The sequence below is a fragment of the Cupriavidus sp. HE11 genome, assembly GCF_056097175.1.
The window spans coordinates 2,171,887-2,187,106 of the sequence record NZ_CP184464.1; the positions used below are offsets into that span (position 1 = coordinate 2,171,887).

Genomic DNA, 15,220 nt, shown 5'->3' on the forward strand with positions numbered 1-15,220 from the left:
GGGTAGGTTCCCGTGCGTTGAAGGGGCGGTTATTCCGTGGGCACCTGGCGGGGAGCCATCAGGAACATCCAGGCCAGCGCGATGAAGTACGCGCAGGGAATCATCGTGAACAGCACGGCGTAGTTGTTGTGGGTGGCGGTGAGCACATAGCCAACCAGCTGCGTCATGAACATGCCGCCGATGGCCCCGATCATGCCGCCAAAGCCGAACACCGAGCTGATGACGTGCTTGGGCGTGTAGTCCATCACCATGCTCCAGATATTGGCCGTCCACGCCTGGTGGGCGCCGATGGCGACCGAGATGGCGGCCACCGCCATCCACAGGCTGCTGGCGCCGGCCGCGAAGACGATCGATGCGATGCACACCGCGAAGATCAGCATCGACAGCAGCCGGGCCTTGACGGCCGGCATGCCGTGGCTGATCAGCCACGACGACAGCGCACCGCCGCCGACGCTGCCGATATCTGCCGACAGATAGATCACGATCAACGGAATGCCCATCTGCGTGACGCTGATGCCAAGCTGGTACTGCTGGTTCAGGAACGGCGGCAACCAGTAGAGATAGAACCAGAACACCGGTGCGGTGATGGCGTAGGCCAGTGCAAAGGCCCAGGTGCCGCGCATGCGCAGGATGCGCGAGTACGGAATGCGTTGCGGAGCGGGCTCGGTGTCGCGGGTGACATAGGCCAGCTCTGCGGCGCTGACCGTGGGATGCTGGTCCGGGTTGGCGTACCTGAGCCACCAGAACACCAGCCAGATGGCACCCAGCGTACCCACCGCCAGGAACGCCGCCTGCCAGCCCCAGGCCTGCAGGATCAGCGGCAGCATGACCGGCGTGAGCATCGCGCCGACATTGGTGCCGGCATTGAAGATGCCCGTGGCCATGGCCCGTTCGCCAGCGGGAAACCACATGCGCGTGGTCTTGACGCAGGCCGGGTAGTTGGCGGCCTCGGTCAGCCCCAGGAAGAAGCGGCAGATCATGAAGCCGACCGCACTGGCCGCGAACGCGTGCGCGCCGCAGGCGATGCTCCACAGCAGTACCGCCAGTGCAAAGGCGCGCTTGACGCCGACCATGTCGATCAAACGGCCCTGCAGCGCGAAGCCGATCGCATAGCCCACCTGGAACCAGAAATTGATGTTTGCGTAGTCCTGTGCCGTCCAGGACATGGCCTTGGCAAGTACCGGCTGCAGCACGCCCAGCGCCGCGCGGTCGATGTAGTTGAGCGTGGTGGCGAAGAACACCAGGGCCAGCATGCCCCAGCGCACCTTGCCGATCGCCATGCTTGCGCGGATCTTGCCCAGCATCGAGCCGTCGATGGCGGGGGGCGCGGCCAGCGGCTTGTGAATGGTTGTCATCTGTCTGTCTCCACCGTGGATGGGTGATGTTTGTGTAGTGGGTTGGCGCGGCGCCATCAGTAGCGGATGGTGGCGACCTCGCGCAGGGCATCGGGCGTGGCGGTGCCGAAGCCGAAGAATTCCAGATAGGCCGGGATCATCTCGAACAGCATGTCGGTACCGACCTGGACCTTGCAGCCGCGTGCCGAGGCGGCCTCCAGGAACGGCGTGTATTCGGACTTCATCACGACTTCGCCGACGGTTGCGCCCGGCGCGATGCGCGACACGTCGAACGGCAGCGGGTCGCCGGGGTTCATGCCGAGCGGCGTGGCGTTGACCACCACGTCGTAGCCATGCGGGTCGTTGTGTCCCGTGACCACGCGCAAGGCCGGATAGTGGGCGGACAGACGTTGGCGCAGCGCGTCTGCCGATGCCTCGCGGGTGTCGAACAGCGCCAGTTCGGCCACGCCGGCGGCCGCCAGCGATGCGGCGATGGCCGAGCCGACCCCGCCGCATCCGGACACCATCGCGCGGGCGCCCGGCAGCTGGCAGCCCTTGCGGCGGATGCCGTTGACGAAGCCGGCGCCGTCGAACTGGTCGCCCACGAGCTTGCCGTCATCGCGCAGCAGCACGGCATTGCATGCGCCGGCGATGAGCGCGGTGGGCGTGAGTTCGTCCACCAGTTCCACGGTGGTCACCTTGTGCGGCATGGTGACCAGCGCCCCCCGGATGTTCGTGAGGCGGAACAGTGCGCGGAAGAAGGCGGGATAGTCGTCGGGCCGGACGCCCATCGGCACCACCACGGCGTTGATCCCCTGGCTGGCGAACCAGGGGTTGTAGATCATCGGCGCCTTGAACGACTCGGTCGGATAGCCGAGGTGCGCGATGAGAAGTGTCTTGCCATTGATCATGGGAGGTCGGGGGCGAAGGTGGTCGTCAGGGGATCGTCGTGCGATCTGTCTATGCGTGGCCGCCGGGGGGCCTTGTCATGACGTAACAGTAGTTGCGCGGGGCCCCCGGGGCCAAGCGTACTGAAGCCGACTTCGCGCGATTAATGAACGCTGATGGGCGATCAATGACCGGAGCTGGGGTTTCTACGGAGGGGTGCCTGCAAGCCGCAGCAGGCATGATCGGCATGCCCATATTCGTACAGGAAAGACCCATGACAGACGCCGCCTCCAACGTGTTCGCGCCCAGCGTGGATGGCTTCGAGACCTGGGACAATCCGCTGGGCGTCCAGGGCTACGAATTCATCGAATTCGCGTCGCCCGACCCCGTCCAGCTTGGCCGGACCTTCGAACGTTTTGGCTTTTCTGCGATTGCGCAGCATCGGCACAAGAACGTGCGGCTATACCGGCAGGGCGAGATGAATTTCATCGTCGATGCCGAGCCCGACTCGTTCGCGGTGCGCTACGCATCGGAATACGGCCTGTCGATCTGCGCGCTGGGACTGCGCGTGCAGGACGCCGCCGCCGCCTACGCGCGTGCGGTGGAGGCGGGCGCGTGGCCGTTCGAGGGCGGTACCGTGGGGCCCATGGAACTCAATATCCCGGCGATCCAGGGCATCGGCCAGTCCCTGATCTACTTTGTGGACCGCTGGCGCGGCAAGGAGGGCCGGCCCGGCGACGTTGGCGATATCTCGATCTACGACGTCGACTTCCGCCCCTTGCCACCCGCTTCGCCGCATGCCGATGCGGGCTTGCTACGTGTGGACCATCTGGCCCAGGCGGTGGATGCCGGGCATCTCGATGAATGGATGGATTTCTATCGACGTGTGCTCGGGTTCCGCGAGATCCATGAGGTCAATCCGCAATGGCAACTGGCCAGCGACGCGCGCGTGCTGCTGTCGCCGTGCGGCCAGATCCGCATCCCGTTGTACGAGAAGGGCACCCCGCGCCATGACCAGATGCGTCACTACCTGTCTGATGCCCATGGCGAGGGCATCCAGCACATCGCGCTGGCGACGGATGACCTGGTAGCCAGCGCAGGCATTCTGGCGCGCAATGGCGTGTCGTTCGTGGAGCCTCCTGCGTCCTACTACGACACGCTGGACGCCCGGCTGCCGGGGCATCGGCTTGACGTCGACGCGCTGCGCCGCCATGGCATCCTGGCCGACGGCGTCGTGCGACCCGACAACGGCGCCGAGCAATTCCTGCAGGCATTCGCGAAGCGCGAGGCAGGCGAGTTCTACTTCGAGATCGTCCAGCGCGACGGCCACCATGGATTTGGCGAGGGCAACCTGCCTGTTCTTGAGGCGCTGTATCGAGGGTGATCTTCCGGCGGATCTGACGGTGGGGCGATGTCCACGCAAATCCATTTGCGATTGCGCCGTTGTCTCATAGTCGCGGCATTTCCGGCGCGCTACAAAGCAAAAGGCCTCCCGATTGGGAGGCCTTTTACTCCTTACGCCGGGGCGCCCTTGCGGGGTATGCCGATCGACGTCTCAGGCGCAATCCTATGGAACCGTCCGGACACTGTCAATTGCCATGCGAACATCATCTAACGAGAATTTCGAGCGCGTCGTTTCGTCGCGACGCCTGAGCAGCTACCGAAGATACTTCAAGACAAAAACGATGGACGAAGCCATCGGTTTGTATTTGTGGAATGGTGAGGTCTCATCATGCTTCGCGTCGCACCTCGCATACTTCGAGATCGTGCTGCGCAACAGCATCCATCGCGCGATGTCATTGTTTTACACAAGAGGCCGAAGCACGAGCACGCACTGGTATGACCAGATCTGGAAGACGCTGAGCCCGACGACACAACGGCGCATCGAAGAGGTGCGCCAGCGCCGATCCAGGGGGGCACTTGACGCGGATGAGATGGTGGCAAGCCTTTCGCTGGGTTTCTGGCCCGCTGTCCTTCGCAATATCGATCACGCGCACGCGAATCTGATCCTGCCGGCCATATTTCCGTTTCATCCGCTTAGTGCCCCGGTGGCGCAATGGCGTGACGCGAAGATCCGTCGTCGAGCGCTGGCGTTCGTCTTCGAACTGCACGCATTCAGGAACCGTCTTGCGCATCACGAGCCATTGTGGAAATTTGGCGCAGTTCAGGATGCGTCCGAGAACCCGGACACCGCGAACATGCTCCCTTCCACAAGTCCGGCTGACAGTATTGCCCGCCTGCGCCGGCTGCTTGAACTGATCGAAGCGGCGACAGGCTTCACCGATCGCTCGATGCGGGACGACCTCCAGGCATCCTCCTGGCGCCAACGCCTGGATTTCCTCCTGACCGAGCGGGGCATCCAGCGCTATCGTTGCCGCAGGCATGTGCCCGATACGGCAGTCCTGACGCCGGCCGAGTTCAGATATCGCTTTACCCTGATTGGCCGGAACAACCAGCCGGTTCGCGTCCGGCGCGCGCGTTCGAGCGGGCTATTTGTCCCCGATTGACCCCGCCCCGGCCCATGTGCGGCCTACCGCCCGGTAACCCCTCGGCGGATGGCGGAATGCATTTCGCGGTATCCTTGCCGGCATGCCGCGTCGGCGCCTCTCCCAATCGGCGCTCCGTGGCGCGCCTGCCCCGCGCCTGCATCATGCCCCGCGGGCCCCATGGCGCCTCCAGCGAACATCAATATGAAAGACCTAGAAAGTGAGCTGATCGGCTCCGCCCGTCTGCCGACCCGCTATGGCCAATTCACCGCCCATGCCTTCCAGGGCGTGGACACCGGCACCGAACATCTTGCGCTCTCGATGGGCGACATCTCGGGCGAGAACGTGCTGTTGCGCCTGCATTCCGAGTGCCTGACCGGCGATGTGTTCGGCTCGTGCCGCTGCGACTGTGGCGAGCAGCTTGACCTCGCCATGAAGAAGATTGCTGAGGAAGGCCGCGGCGTGCTGCTGTACCTGCGCGGCCACGAAGGCCGCGGCATCGGCCTGTCGAACAAGATCCGCGCCTATGCGCTGCAGGACACCGGCCTGGATACCGTCGATGCCAACCTGGCACTGGGCCAGGCGATCGATTCGCGGACCTATGCATTTGCCGCCGATTTCCTGCGCCAGTGGGGCGTCACGTCGGTGCGGCTGATGAGCAACAATCCCATCAAGATCAAGGCGCTGGAAGACGCGGGCATCCGGGTGACGGAGCAGATGCGTCACATCGTGCCGGCCAACTCCGAAAACGAGAAGTACCTGGCGACCAAGCGGTCGCGCATGGGGCACTTGCTGGACTGACCTGGCAGGCGCCCGGCACGTTGCCGGCCTGTAGGCATAGGCCGACAACGCCTTGCGAGGCCCCCCGACAGCCCGGCCGGGGCCACTCCTCTATCGTGGAACAAAGGGCCGCGCCGCGTCATGCGCCGCGCGGGATGTTCCATGCGCGTCGCGCGGTGCGCGCGCGTTGTGATGAGAGGAGTCCGTTATGGCTGACAACAATGTCTCTGTGCTTAACGACCTGATCGAAGTTTCGCGCGATGGCGAGGAGGGGTTTCGCAAGGCTGCCGACGATGCCAGGAATCCGGAACTGAAGACTCTGTTTTCCAGTCGGGCCACCGAGATCGGCGCGGCAGTGCGCGAACTCCAGGGCCAGGTTGCCGCTCTGGGCGGCAAGCCTGAAGATCACGGCAGCATGGCCGGTGCGCTGCATCGCGGCTGGATCAGCCTGCGCACCGCAGTAACTGATCGCTCCGATCTGGCCATTCTGGAAGAGACCGAGAAGGGCGAGGACGTTGCCAAGAAGAAGTATGCCGATGCGCTGCAGGAAACCGATCTCACGTTCGATATTCGCGCGCTGATCGAGCGGCAATACCAGGGCGTGCTGCGTAATCACGACCTGATTCGGGATTTGCGCAATCGCTATCGCGCGAGCGGTGAATGAATGATCCGGTCAATATGACGCAAGGCGCCTCCATCGAGAGGCGCCTTTTTATTTCGTCGAAATCGGAATCAGTATCACTCGCATAATCGTCATTGCGAGGAATTTCGCCATTCCGTCATTGATGGCTGGCCGGAAAGCCGCGCCGGGCTTGAAGTTCCGGATCAGGGGATTACCATGAAAATCGTCGCCGGGACGTATTGGGGATCAAGGTCATGAAAGCAGACAAAAAGGTAATTCAGTTGCTCAACGGTCAGCTCAAGCACGAACTGACGGCAATCAACCAGTATTTTCTGCATGCCCGCATGTATCGCCATTGGGGGCTTCAGGCGCTGGGCAAACATGAGTATGAAGAGTCGATCGAGGAAATGAAGCATGCCGATCGTCTGATCGAACGTATTCTCATGCTCGACGGCCTTCCCAATCTGCAGGACCTGGACAAGCTGATGATCGGCGAGAACACCGAGGAAATGCTCGGCTGCGATCTCAAGCTCGAACTGGTGTCGCAGGCCAGCCTGAAGGAAGCGATCAAGTATTTCGAATCGGTGGGCGACTATGTCTCGCGCGAAATCGTGACTGACATCCTGGATGACACCGAAGACCATATCGACTGGCTGCAGACCCAGATCGAACTGGTCGGAAAGGTTGGCGTGCAGAACTACCTGCAGTCGGCCATGGGTAGCCCGGAGGAGTAGCCGGGCCGCCGTGCCGTGATGCCACCGCCGCCGCCAGGCAAAACCGCAGCAGGCAGGACGGACCCACGCCCTGCAGACTTTTCCCAGTTCGGCTACACTGCGCCCCGCACCACAGATCGGCCCGTTCGGGCCGGCATCCCGGGGCGGGGTGGCAGAGTGGTTATGCGACGGCCTGCAAAGCCGTTTACGACGGTTCGATTCCGTATCCCCGCCTCCACTCCCTGATTTTCCTTCCGTTTCCCTCCCGTTTCCGCTGACGCCGCATCGCTTGCGACGGTTTCTTCGCCCACGCATTTTCTTCACGAAACGCGCCGATACTGTCCAGCCGGCCTGGCGCATTTCATGCTCGTTTTTCGACTGTGCATGGCACGCGTCGCATCCGGTGATTTCCCTCTGGAAACTCGGACGCGATTGCGATACTGTGAGGCGCGCATGCACCAATCGTCAGCAATTCACCGCTCTCTTTGGTGCCGTTGTCGTACGACTACCGGTCGTTGGCGCACGGCAGTTGGCGCACCAGGTTTCACCATGCAGGGCTTCCATGGCGTATCCGTCGCAACGTGATGAGAGAAACAGAGGCTCCAAATGATTAAAGACATGCGAATCCGTATGGCTCAGCCTTCGGATACGCTCGCCATCGGCACCGTTCTTGAGCGGTGCGGCTTGCCGGTGGACGACCTGCCGCGACTCGTCGGCGAATTTCATGTGGCCGTGCTCGATGCGCAACTGGTGGGTTGCGCTTGTGCCGAGCTTTTTGGCGATACGGCGATTATCCGGTCGGTGGCCGTGCTGCGCGAATGGCGCGACCAGGGTGTCGCCAGCCATCTGGTACACGCCGTGATGATGCGGGCGCGCGCCAATGGCAGCCGACGCGCCGTCTTGCTCACGTCCACGTGCCCGAGTTACTTCGCGCGCTACGGTTTCTCGCTGATTCACGCGTCCAAGCTGCCGACCGAGGTGTTGGAGAGCCAGGAGTTCAGGCGGCTGCGCGACACCAGCGCGCTGTGCATGAGCGCCGAACTGGCGTGAGCGCCGGCAAGGTTTCGCAAAAGCGTCAATAATCGGGCCTTCACTTTCTGCCAGCGCATCGAGGAGACCCCATGCCGACGACCGTCCGCGCCATCCGCCTTCACGAATTTGGTTTGCCGCAAGTCATGCGGCTGGAATCGGTAGAACTGCCGGAGCCGGGCCCCGGCGAGGCGCGCGTGCGGCATACGGCCATTGGCTTCAATTTCATCGATATCTACCAGCGCCGTGGCACCTATCCGCTGCCGGCCGGTACCGGGCTCGGCTTCGAGGCTGCCGGCGTGGTCGAGGCCGTTGGCCAGGGCGTGACCGATGTGGCCGTGGGTGACCGCGTGGCCTACATGAACGCCGGCCTGGGCGCCTATTCGGAGGGGCGCAACGTGGCCGCCGACAAGCTCGTCAAGCTGCCCGACAACATCAGCGACGAACAGGCCGCGGCCACCATCTTCAAGGGCATGACCGCGCAGTACCTGGTACGCCACACCCACGCGGTGAAGCCCGGCGATACGGTGCTGGTGCATGCGGCGGCCGGCGGCGTAGGCCAGATTCTCAGCGGCTGGGCCAAGGCGCTCGGTGCGCGCGTGATCGGCACGGCCGGCTCGGCGGCCAAGTGCGAGCGCGCGCGGGCGGCCGGTTGCGATATCGCCATCGACTACAGCCATGGCGACTGGGTCAAGCAGGTGCGCGATGCCACGGATGGGCGCGGCGTGACCGTGGTCTACGATGCCGTGGGCAAGGACACCTTCCTGGGTTCGCTCGACTGCGCGCAGACCTTCGGCATGGTGGTGCTGTACGGCGCGGCGTCTGGGCCGGCACCGGCCATCGAGCCCGAACTGCTCAACAAGAAGGGCTGCCTGTTCCTGACCCGGCCGTCGGTGTTCCCGCACAACGCCGATGCGTCGCGCTTCCGCGCCAATGCCAAAGACCTGTTCGATGCCATCGCCGCCGGCCATGTGAAGGTTGATATCGGCGCACGCTTCCCGCTGGCCGATGTGGCGCACGCCCATGAAGCCGCGGAGCGCCGCGAGACGACCGGCGCGATCCTGCTGCAGCCCTGAGGCGGTCAGCGACTAGTGGCGATGCGGGGCACGGCCCGGTGCCGGGCCATCGCCGCACTGGTTGATCTCGACACTCACGTGCACCAGTTCCTCGTGGATTGACAGGGCCTGCCGCACCCTTTGCGGCGTCAGCGTGGCGTCGTGCGTGACCAGGCTGGCGATGCAGGCAAACTGCTCGCGCCCCACGCGCCAGACGTGCAGGTCTGCCACGCGCGTGTGGCCTTCGCCATGGGCGAACCCGTCCAGCACTTCGCGGACCTCTTCCACCACGGGGTGGTCCATCTCGCGGTCCAGCAGCACCGTGCCACTCTGGCGCAGCAGGCCAATGGCCCAGCGGCCCACCAGCACGGCGCCCACCAGGCCCATCACCGGATCGAGCCAGTTCCAGCCCAGCCACCAGCCGCCGGCCAGCGCCACGATCGCCAGCACCGACGTGGCGGCGTCGGCAATCACGTGCAGGTAGGCAGAACGCAGGTTGATGTCGTGATGCTGGTGGCCGTGGTCGTGACTGTGGTCATGGTGGTGATCGTGCCCGTGGTCATGTCCGTGCCCATGATGGGCGCCGCCCAGGATCAACGCGCAGCCCAGGTTGACCAGCAGGCCGATGGCGGTCACGGCCATGGCCTCGCGGTAGTGGATCGGTGCCGGGCTGAACAGCCGCTCGACCGACCCGAAGGCCATCAGGCCGGCCACGCCCAGCAGGAACACGGCGCTGGCAAAGGCGGCCAGCACCTCGATCTTCCACGTGCCGAAGGTGAAGCGCGCGTCCAGCGCCAGCCGCCGGGCGGCGGCATAGGCAAACGCCGACAGGCCGATGGCGACCGCGTGCGAGCTCATATGCCAGCCGTCGGCCAGCAACGCCATCGAATTGAAGCCCAGGCCGGCGGCGATCTCGATCGCCATCATCGCCAGCGTGATCCACATCACCAGGCGCGTGCCGCGTTCGGCGGCCTGGTTGCCGGTGTCGAAGACGTGGGAATGGGTCCACGACGAGAAATTGTGCGTGTGCATGGCGAAGTCCGTAGTGCGGGGAGGAAGGCAATGGCTAGGGTAGCAGCCGCACGCCGACAGTCATCTGACAACCATGGCGGCCAGAAGGTTGTTGTTACCCGCACAGGGCCGGCTACCAGCCGTGATAGTCGGCCGTCGTGTCGTAGCCGCCAAAATGCTCGGCCATGAAATCGACGAATGCGCGCACGCGGGCGGACAGTTTGTCGCGCGAGAGGTACACCGCGTAGATATCGGCCGGCGGCGCGGACCATTCGGGCAGCACCTGCCTGAGTCGCCCGGAGCGCAGCAGCGGGGCCACCTCCCATTCGGATCGGAGCAGGATGCCGTGTCCCTGCAGCGCCCAGTTCACGGCCACCTCGCCGTCGTTGGTGGCTGCGGGCCCGCGCACCTTGACCGTCTCCTGGCGTCCGGCCGCCTGCAGGTGCCAGGTGCCATACGCGGTTTCGCTCTCGCGGATCACGATGCAGCGGTGCTGCTGCAGCGCGCGCGGCGATGCCGGTTCGCCATGGCGCGCCAGGTAGGCCGGCGCGGCGCACAGCAGCCGGCTGTTCGGCGCGAGCTTGCGCGCGTTGAGCCGGGCGTCGGGCAGGTCGCCCACCAGGATGCCGACGTCGAATCCTTCCTCGGCCAGGTTCAGCGCGCGATCGGTCAGTTGCAACTGGACTTCGACGTCCGGATACGCCTGCAGGAAGTTACCCACGGCCGGCGCGATATGCCGGCGGCCGAAGCCCAGCGTGGCATTCACCCGCAGCAGCCCGCGCGGCGCCACGCGGCTGCCGCCCAGGCCCTGCTCCAGTTCCTCCAGTTCGGCCAGGATGCGCCCGCCCTGATCCAGATAGGCCTCGCCCTCGGGCGTCACCGACAGCCGCCGCGTGGTGCGGTTCAGCAGCCGCACGCCCAGCCGGGCCTCCAGCGCGGCCAGGCGCTTGCTGGCTGCCGAAGGCGTCAGGCCCAGTTGCTGCGCGGCACCGGCCAGGCTGCCGCGCTTGACCAGCAGGATGAAGAAGGCGAGATCGGAAAAGGTGTCCATGGCGGGATCGTGCGGAATCCGGTCTGGATGACTAATGAATTCACGGCACGAATGAAATGCAGTTCGCGAAATTATAGCTATGGATTCCGCGATTAGACTGCCTGTCATTCCATCCCCCACAACAGGCAGGCAAGCAACATGGCCGGACGCACGCTGTATCGCAAGCTCGTGGAGTCGCACACCGTGGTCACGCTCGACGCTGACAACGTGCTGCTCTACGCCGATCTGCACATCATGAACGAGTACACCAGCCCGCAGGCATTCGCGGGGCTGGCGGAGCATGGCCGCAAGGTGCCGGCGCCGGGCCAGCAACTGGCCGTGGTCGATCACATCATCCCCACGCACGCGGAGTCGCCGCGCGTGATCCAGGACCCGGCGTCGGCCCTGCAGGCACGCAACCTCAAGCGCAACTGCGACCTGCACGGCATTCCGCTGTTCGATACCAATGACCCGCTGCAGGGAATCGAACACGTGATCACGCCGGAGCACGGCATGATCCGCCCGGGCATGGTCGTGCTGTGCGGTGACAGCCACACCACCACGTATGGCGCCTTTGGCGCGCTGGGGTTTGGCATTGGCACGTCGGAAGTGGAACACGTGCTGGCCACGCAGACGCTGGTCTACCGGCTGGCGCGGGACATGCGCATCCGCGTGGAAGGCCTGCTGCCGCCTGGCACCACGTCGAAGGACCTGATTCTCCACATCATCTCGCGCATCAGCGCCCAGGGTGCGCGCGGCTACGTGGTGGAATTCACCGGCAGCGCCATCCACGCGCTGTCGATGGAAGCACGCATGACCCTGTGCAACATGACGGTCGAAGCCGGGGCGCGCGGCGCGCTGATTGCCCCCGACACCACGTCGGTGGGCTATGTGCTCGAACGCGCCGCCGATATCGATGCGTCGATGGCGCAGGCCGCGCGCAGCGCGTGGGCGCAACTGGCGACCGACGCCGACGCGCCATTCGATGCCGAACTGGTGTTCGATGCCTCGGTGGTGGAGCCCTACGTGACCTGGGGCACCAGCCCCGACCAGGCGATTCCCGTCAGCGCCGCCGTGCCGTATCCGGCCGACGCCGTCGATGCCATCGCGCGGGCGTCGGCCGAACGCGCGCTGGACTATATCGGCCTGGCTCCCGGCAGCCATCTGCAGGGCCTGCCGGTGCAGCGCGTGTTCATCGGCTCCTGTACCAACGGCCGCATCGAAGACCTGCGTGCCGTGGCCGACGTGGTGCGCGGCCACAAGGTGGCGGACGGCGTGCGCGCGATGGTGGTGCCGGGGTCCGGCGCCGTGCGCGAGCAGGCCGAGGCCGAGGGCATTGCCGCACTGCTGCTGGAAGCCGGTTTCGAATGGCGCAAGCCTGGCTGCTCGATGTGCCTGGCGATGAACGATGACATGCTGGCGCCGGGCGAGCGCTGCGCGTCCACCACCAACCGCAATTTCGAAGGCCGCCAGGGCCGGGCGGGGCGCACCCACCTGATGAGCCCCGCCATGGCCGCCGCGGCTGCCATCACGGGCTGCATCACCGATGTGCGCCAGCTTGGCCAATCCCGCTGACCGGAGACCCACAATGTCCGCATTCACCCTGATCGAAGGCACGGGCGCACCGCTGCCGTTGCCGAACCTGGACACCGACCAGGTCATGCCCAAGCAGTTCCTGCGGGGCATCGACAAGGCCGGGCTGGACCGTGGCCTGCTCTACGACATGCGTTTCGACGAGCATGGCGAGCCGCGCCCGGACTTCGTACTGAACCAGCCTGCCTGGCGCGATACCCGCGTGCTGGTGGCCGGCCCCAACTTCGGCTGCGGCTCCAGCCGCGAGCATGCCGTCTGGGGCCTGCAGCAGTACGGCATCCGCGCGGTCATCGCGCCGAGCTTCGGCGAGATCTTCTATTCGAACGCGATGAACAACCGGCTGCTGCTGGTGATGCTGCCACAGGCCCAGGTGGATGTGCTGATGGGCGCGGCGGGCAACCCGGCGGCACCGGCATCGATCCGCATCGACCTGGACACGATGACCGTGGCGGCCGGAGACTTCACGGCACCGTTCACGATGTCGGCCCGGCACCTGGACATGTTCCGGCGTGGCCTGGACATCATCGGCATGTCGCTGATCCACGCCGATGCCATCGCGGCTTTCGCCGGCCGGCATCACGCGGCCAACCCCTGGCTTCGCGATGTGGCTGCCACTACCATGGCCCGATTGGCCGGCTGAGGAGACAACACGATGTTCGAAGGTTTCGCAACGCACCGCATCGACCATGATGGCGTGCCCATCCACGCCGTGGTGGGCGGCGAGGGGCCGCCGCTGCTGCTGCTGCACGGTCATCCGCAGACCCACGTGATCTGGCACAAGGTGGCGGGCGAGCTGGCGCGCCATTTCACGGTGGTAGCCACCGACCTGCGCGGCTATGGCGACAGCGGCAAGCCGGCGGGTTTGCCCGATCACAGCAACTACAGCAAGCGCGTGATGGCGGCCGACCAGCTGGCCGTCATGCGCAAGCTTGGCTTCGAGCGGTTCCGGGTGCTGGCGCACGACCGGGGCGCACGCGTGGCCCACCGGCTGGCGGTCGATCATCCGCAGGCCGTGGAAAAACTGGTCACGCTGGACATTGCCCCGACGCTGGCCATGTACTCGCAGACGACCGAGGCGTTCGCGCGCGCCTATTACCACTGGTTCTTCCTGATCCGGCCTGCGCCATTCCCGGAAACGCTGATCGAGGCCGATCCGGCGCTGTATCTGCGCCAGACCATGGGCGGCCGCAGCGCGGGCATGACGCCGTTCACCGACGCGGCGCTGGCCGAATACCTGCGTTGTCTGAAGCTGCCCGGTGCGGCACATGGGCTGTGCGAAGACTACCGGGCCAGCGCGGGCATCGACCTGGAGCACGATCGCGCCGATATCGAGGCCGGCCGAAAGGTTGAATGCGACATGCTGGCGTTGTGGGGAGCCAACGGTGCCGTGGAACAGTGTTTTTCACCTTTGGAAGAATGGTGCAAGGTCGCGCACAAAGTGACAGGCCATGCCATGCCCTGCGGGCACTACATTGCCGAGGAAGTCCCCGAGCAATTGCTGGCCGAAGTGCTGCCGTTCCTGCGCGGCTGATTATCGACAACTATCTGATTCATCAGAGATTTCTTTCCCCGCCGCAGCCACCCGGCTGTGCGCGGCGGCCACCCAGGGGCTGGTCCCGACGGCTCGATGCTCCACACATTGTGGTATCGCAAACGCCACATTGCGTCGATCTGTGCCTTTCGTTTCCTTGATACGACTGTTTAACCTTCCGTCTGCACAGTTCTCCGGGGGCTGGCATCATCGCGGACTGGAGGAATTCTGATGGACGCGGGGTGGTCAATCCATCGACTGCCGCGACACGATTTACATGCATTCGTGAATGTATGTATAATTCGTCGCAAAAATTCCATTAAAAATTTCTCCTCAGCTGTTAATTCCCACAATGACGTACCGATTTATTGCAAGCTGCCTCGCCATCTGGCTCGGGATCTGTGTTGCCGCGAGTTGGGTGGTAGAGAGGCTCTGGGCCTGACCCCTCCCGAGCGCCAAGGTGCTTCGGCGGGGCCGGCAGTCGATTTCGTCTAGTTGCCGAGTCACTCTCTCTTCGATGCCTTCATTCATGAAGACAGAACAACAAGAACGCCGCATGCATCTCGCCAAGTCACCCCGATCCCTGTTCGCCATCCGTACCCTGGCCGTCGCCGCAGCATTGGCGGGGGCCAGTTCGGCAGCCAGTGCCGAAGAACTGGTGGGTTGGGCCCATCCGGCCGTGCACGTGGCCGTTGCCCGCGACACCAGCCACGATGTCAACAAGTACGAACTTGGCGTCAATTTCAACACGCCGATCCAGTACGGCAACCCGCAAGGCTGGCTGTTCCGCCTGCAGGCCGAGTTCAACGTGGCCGGCTGGGACGCCCGCGGAGGCACCAACCAGCAGAACCTGTTCGAATTCGGTATTTCGCCGATCCTGCGCGTCGAAAAGCGCGGCAGCTATTTCGTGCCGTTCGCCGAAGCGTCGGTCGGCGTGCGCATGCTGACGCACACCGGCACGTCCGACCAGCACCGCATGGGCAGTGCCTTCCAGTTCTCCGACATGCTTGGCGTGGGCGTGGGCTTTGGCAAGAACGCCAACACCGAAGTGGGCTTCCGGTTCCAGCACATCTCCAACGCCGGCATCAAGGAACCGAACCCGGGCAGCAACTTCTACACGGGCTACGTGCGCTATCGCTTCTGATTGC

At 64.7% G+C, this 15,220-nt stretch carries 15 protein-coding genes and 1 tRNA gene; 12 read left to right on the forward strand and 4 right to left on the reverse strand.

Annotated elements, in window-relative coordinates; translation table 11 throughout:
* Positions 1-29: 29 nt before the first annotated feature.
* Together ACOABP_RS10085 and ACOABP_RS10090 are read right to left on the reverse strand one after the other, a co-directional pair.
* On the reverse strand, positions 30-1,355 hold the full coding sequence (locus ACOABP_RS10085) for an MFS transporter (RefSeq protein ID WP_474224848.1): 1,326 nt from the start codon (positions 1,353-1,355) through the stop codon (positions 30-32).
* Positions 1,356-1,411: 56 nt separating this feature from the next.
* Positions 1,412-2,245, reverse strand: coding sequence for a shikimate dehydrogenase family protein (locus tag ACOABP_RS10090; RefSeq protein ID WP_474224849.1), 834 nt, complete (start codon positions 2,243-2,245; stop codon positions 1,412-1,414).
* Positions 2,246-2,496: 251 nt separating this feature from the next.
* Between ACOABP_RS10090 and ACOABP_RS10095 the strand changes: the two genes are divergently transcribed.
* The 8 genes from ACOABP_RS10095 to ACOABP_RS10130 all read left to right on the forward strand — a co-directional run bounded on the left by ACOABP_RS10095 (position 2,497) and on the right by ACOABP_RS10130 (position 8,928).
* The gene (locus ACOABP_RS10095) at positions 2,497-3,606 is read left to right on the forward strand and encodes a 4-hydroxyphenylpyruvate dioxygenase family protein (RefSeq protein WP_474224850.1); all 1,110 of its coding nucleotides are present in this window, start codon (positions 2,497-2,499) and stop codon (positions 3,604-3,606) included.
* A gap of 301 nt (positions 3,607-3,907) precedes the next feature.
* On the forward strand, positions 3,908-4,729 hold the full coding sequence (locus ACOABP_RS10100) for a hypothetical protein (protein WP_474224851.1): 822 nt from the start codon (positions 3,908-3,910) through the stop codon (positions 4,727-4,729).
* Between the two features lie 183 nt (positions 4,730-4,912).
* Complete coding sequence (gene ribA, locus ACOABP_RS10105; protein WP_474224852.1) at positions 4,913-5,509, forward strand: GTP cyclohydrolase II; 597 nt, start codon at positions 4,913-4,915, stop codon at positions 5,507-5,509.
* Between the two features lie 187 nt (positions 5,510-5,696).
* On the forward strand, positions 5,697-6,152 hold the full coding sequence (locus tag ACOABP_RS10110; RefSeq protein ID WP_474224853.1) for a PA2169 family four-helix-bundle protein: 456 nt from the start codon (positions 5,697-5,699) through the stop codon (positions 6,150-6,152).
* Positions 6,153-6,364: 212 nt separating this feature from the next.
* Positions 6,365-6,844 (forward strand): bacterioferritin, encoded by a 480-nt coding sequence (gene bfr / locus ACOABP_RS10115; RefSeq protein WP_474224854.1) that lies wholly within the window; start codon positions 6,365-6,367, stop codon positions 6,842-6,844.
* A 142-nt stretch (positions 6,845-6,986) separates the two neighbouring features.
* Positions 6,987-7,061: transfer RNA gene (locus ACOABP_RS10120), tRNA-Cys, on the forward strand.
* Between the two features lie 368 nt (positions 7,062-7,429).
* Positions 7,430-7,873: a GNAT family N-acetyltransferase gene (locus ACOABP_RS10125; protein ID WP_066730745.1), complete on the forward strand. Its 444-nt coding sequence runs from the start codon at positions 7,430-7,432 to the stop codon at positions 7,871-7,873.
* A 71-nt stretch (positions 7,874-7,944) separates the two neighbouring features.
* Positions 7,945-8,928 (forward strand): quinone oxidoreductase family protein, encoded by a 984-nt coding sequence (locus ACOABP_RS10130; protein WP_474224855.1) that lies wholly within the window; start codon positions 7,945-7,947, stop codon positions 8,926-8,928.
* Between the two features lie 12 nt (positions 8,929-8,940).
* Here ACOABP_RS10130 and dmeF read toward each other — a convergent pair whose 3' ends face one another.
* Positions 8,941-9,939, reverse strand: a complete 999-nt coding sequence (gene dmeF, locus ACOABP_RS10135; RefSeq protein ID WP_474224856.1) for a CDF family Co(II)/Ni(II) efflux transporter DmeF — start codon at positions 9,937-9,939, stop codon at positions 8,941-8,943.
* A 112-nt stretch (positions 9,940-10,051) separates the two neighbouring features.
* Positions 10,052-10,969, reverse strand: a complete 918-nt coding sequence (locus ACOABP_RS10140; protein ID WP_474224857.1) for a LysR family transcriptional regulator — start codon at positions 10,967-10,969, stop codon at positions 10,052-10,054.
* A 138-nt stretch (positions 10,970-11,107) separates the two neighbouring features.
* Between ACOABP_RS10140 and leuC the strand changes: the two genes are divergently transcribed.
* The 4 genes from leuC (at position 11,108) to ACOABP_RS10160 (ending at position 15,216) form a co-directional block, all read left to right on the forward strand.
* Positions 11,108-12,523: a 3-isopropylmalate dehydratase large subunit gene (gene leuC, locus ACOABP_RS10145; protein WP_474224858.1), complete on the forward strand. Its 1,416-nt coding sequence runs from the start codon at positions 11,108-11,110 to the stop codon at positions 12,521-12,523.
* A gap of 13 nt (positions 12,524-12,536) precedes the next feature.
* Positions 12,537-13,181 carry a 3-isopropylmalate dehydratase small subunit gene (gene leuD / locus ACOABP_RS10150; RefSeq protein ID WP_474224860.1) on the forward strand — a complete coding sequence of 215 codons (645 nt, stop codon included), beginning with the start codon at positions 12,537-12,539 and terminating at the stop codon, positions 13,179-13,181.
* A gap of 12 nt (positions 13,182-13,193) precedes the next feature.
* On the forward strand, positions 13,194-14,072 hold the full coding sequence (locus ACOABP_RS10155; RefSeq protein ID WP_474224861.1) for an alpha/beta fold hydrolase: 879 nt from the start codon (positions 13,194-13,196) through the stop codon (positions 14,070-14,072).
* Between the two features lie 556 nt (positions 14,073-14,628).
* On the forward strand, positions 14,629-15,216 hold the full coding sequence (locus tag ACOABP_RS10160; protein ID WP_474224862.1) for an acyloxyacyl hydrolase: 588 nt from the start codon (positions 14,629-14,631) through the stop codon (positions 15,214-15,216).
* The last annotated feature ends 4 nt before the right edge of the window (positions 15,217-15,220 follow it).

What these genes read in the sequence shown, in the direction of transcription:
- ACOABP_RS10085 (WP_474224848.1), bottom strand. Translation starts at nt 1,355, where the DNA reads ATGACAACCATTCACAAGCCGCTGGCCGCGCCCCCCGCCATCGACGGC.
- ACOABP_RS10090 (WP_474224849.1), bottom strand. Translation starts at nt 2,245, where the DNA reads ATGATCAATGGCAAGACACTTCTCATCGCGCACCTCGGCTATCCGACC.
- ACOABP_RS10095 (WP_474224850.1), top strand. Translation starts at nt 2,497, where the DNA reads ATGACAGACGCCGCCTCCAACGTGTTCGCGCCCAGCGTGGATGGCTTC.
- ACOABP_RS10100 (WP_474224851.1), top strand. Translation starts at nt 3,908, where the DNA reads ATGGACGAAGCCATCGGTTTGTATTTGTGGAATGGTGAGGTCTCATCA.
- ribA (WP_474224852.1), top strand. Translation starts at nt 4,913, where the DNA reads ATGAAAGACCTAGAAAGTGAGCTGATCGGCTCCGCCCGTCTGCCGACC.
- ACOABP_RS10110 (WP_474224853.1), top strand. Translation starts at nt 5,697, where the DNA reads ATGGCTGACAACAATGTCTCTGTGCTTAACGACCTGATCGAAGTTTCG.
- bfr (WP_474224854.1), top strand. Translation starts at nt 6,365, where the DNA reads ATGAAAGCAGACAAAAAGGTAATTCAGTTGCTCAACGGTCAGCTCAAG.
- ACOABP_RS10125 (WP_066730745.1), top strand. Translation starts at nt 7,430, where the DNA reads ATGATTAAAGACATGCGAATCCGTATGGCTCAGCCTTCGGATACGCTC.
- ACOABP_RS10130 (WP_474224855.1), top strand. Translation starts at nt 7,945, where the DNA reads ATGCCGACGACCGTCCGCGCCATCCGCCTTCACGAATTTGGTTTGCCG.
- dmeF (WP_474224856.1), bottom strand. Translation starts at nt 9,939, where the DNA reads ATGCACACGCACAATTTCTCGTCGTGGACCCATTCCCACGTCTTCGAC.
- ACOABP_RS10140 (WP_474224857.1), bottom strand. Translation starts at nt 10,969, where the DNA reads ATGGACACCTTTTCCGATCTCGCCTTCTTCATCCTGCTGGTCAAGCGC.
- leuC (WP_474224858.1), top strand. Translation starts at nt 11,108, where the DNA reads ATGGCCGGACGCACGCTGTATCGCAAGCTCGTGGAGTCGCACACCGTG.
- leuD (WP_474224860.1), top strand. Translation starts at nt 12,537, where the DNA reads ATGTCCGCATTCACCCTGATCGAAGGCACGGGCGCACCGCTGCCGTTG.
- ACOABP_RS10155 (WP_474224861.1), top strand. Translation starts at nt 13,194, where the DNA reads ATGTTCGAAGGTTTCGCAACGCACCGCATCGACCATGATGGCGTGCCC.
- ACOABP_RS10160 (WP_474224862.1), top strand. Translation starts at nt 14,629, where the DNA reads ATGCATCTCGCCAAGTCACCCCGATCCCTGTTCGCCATCCGTACCCTG.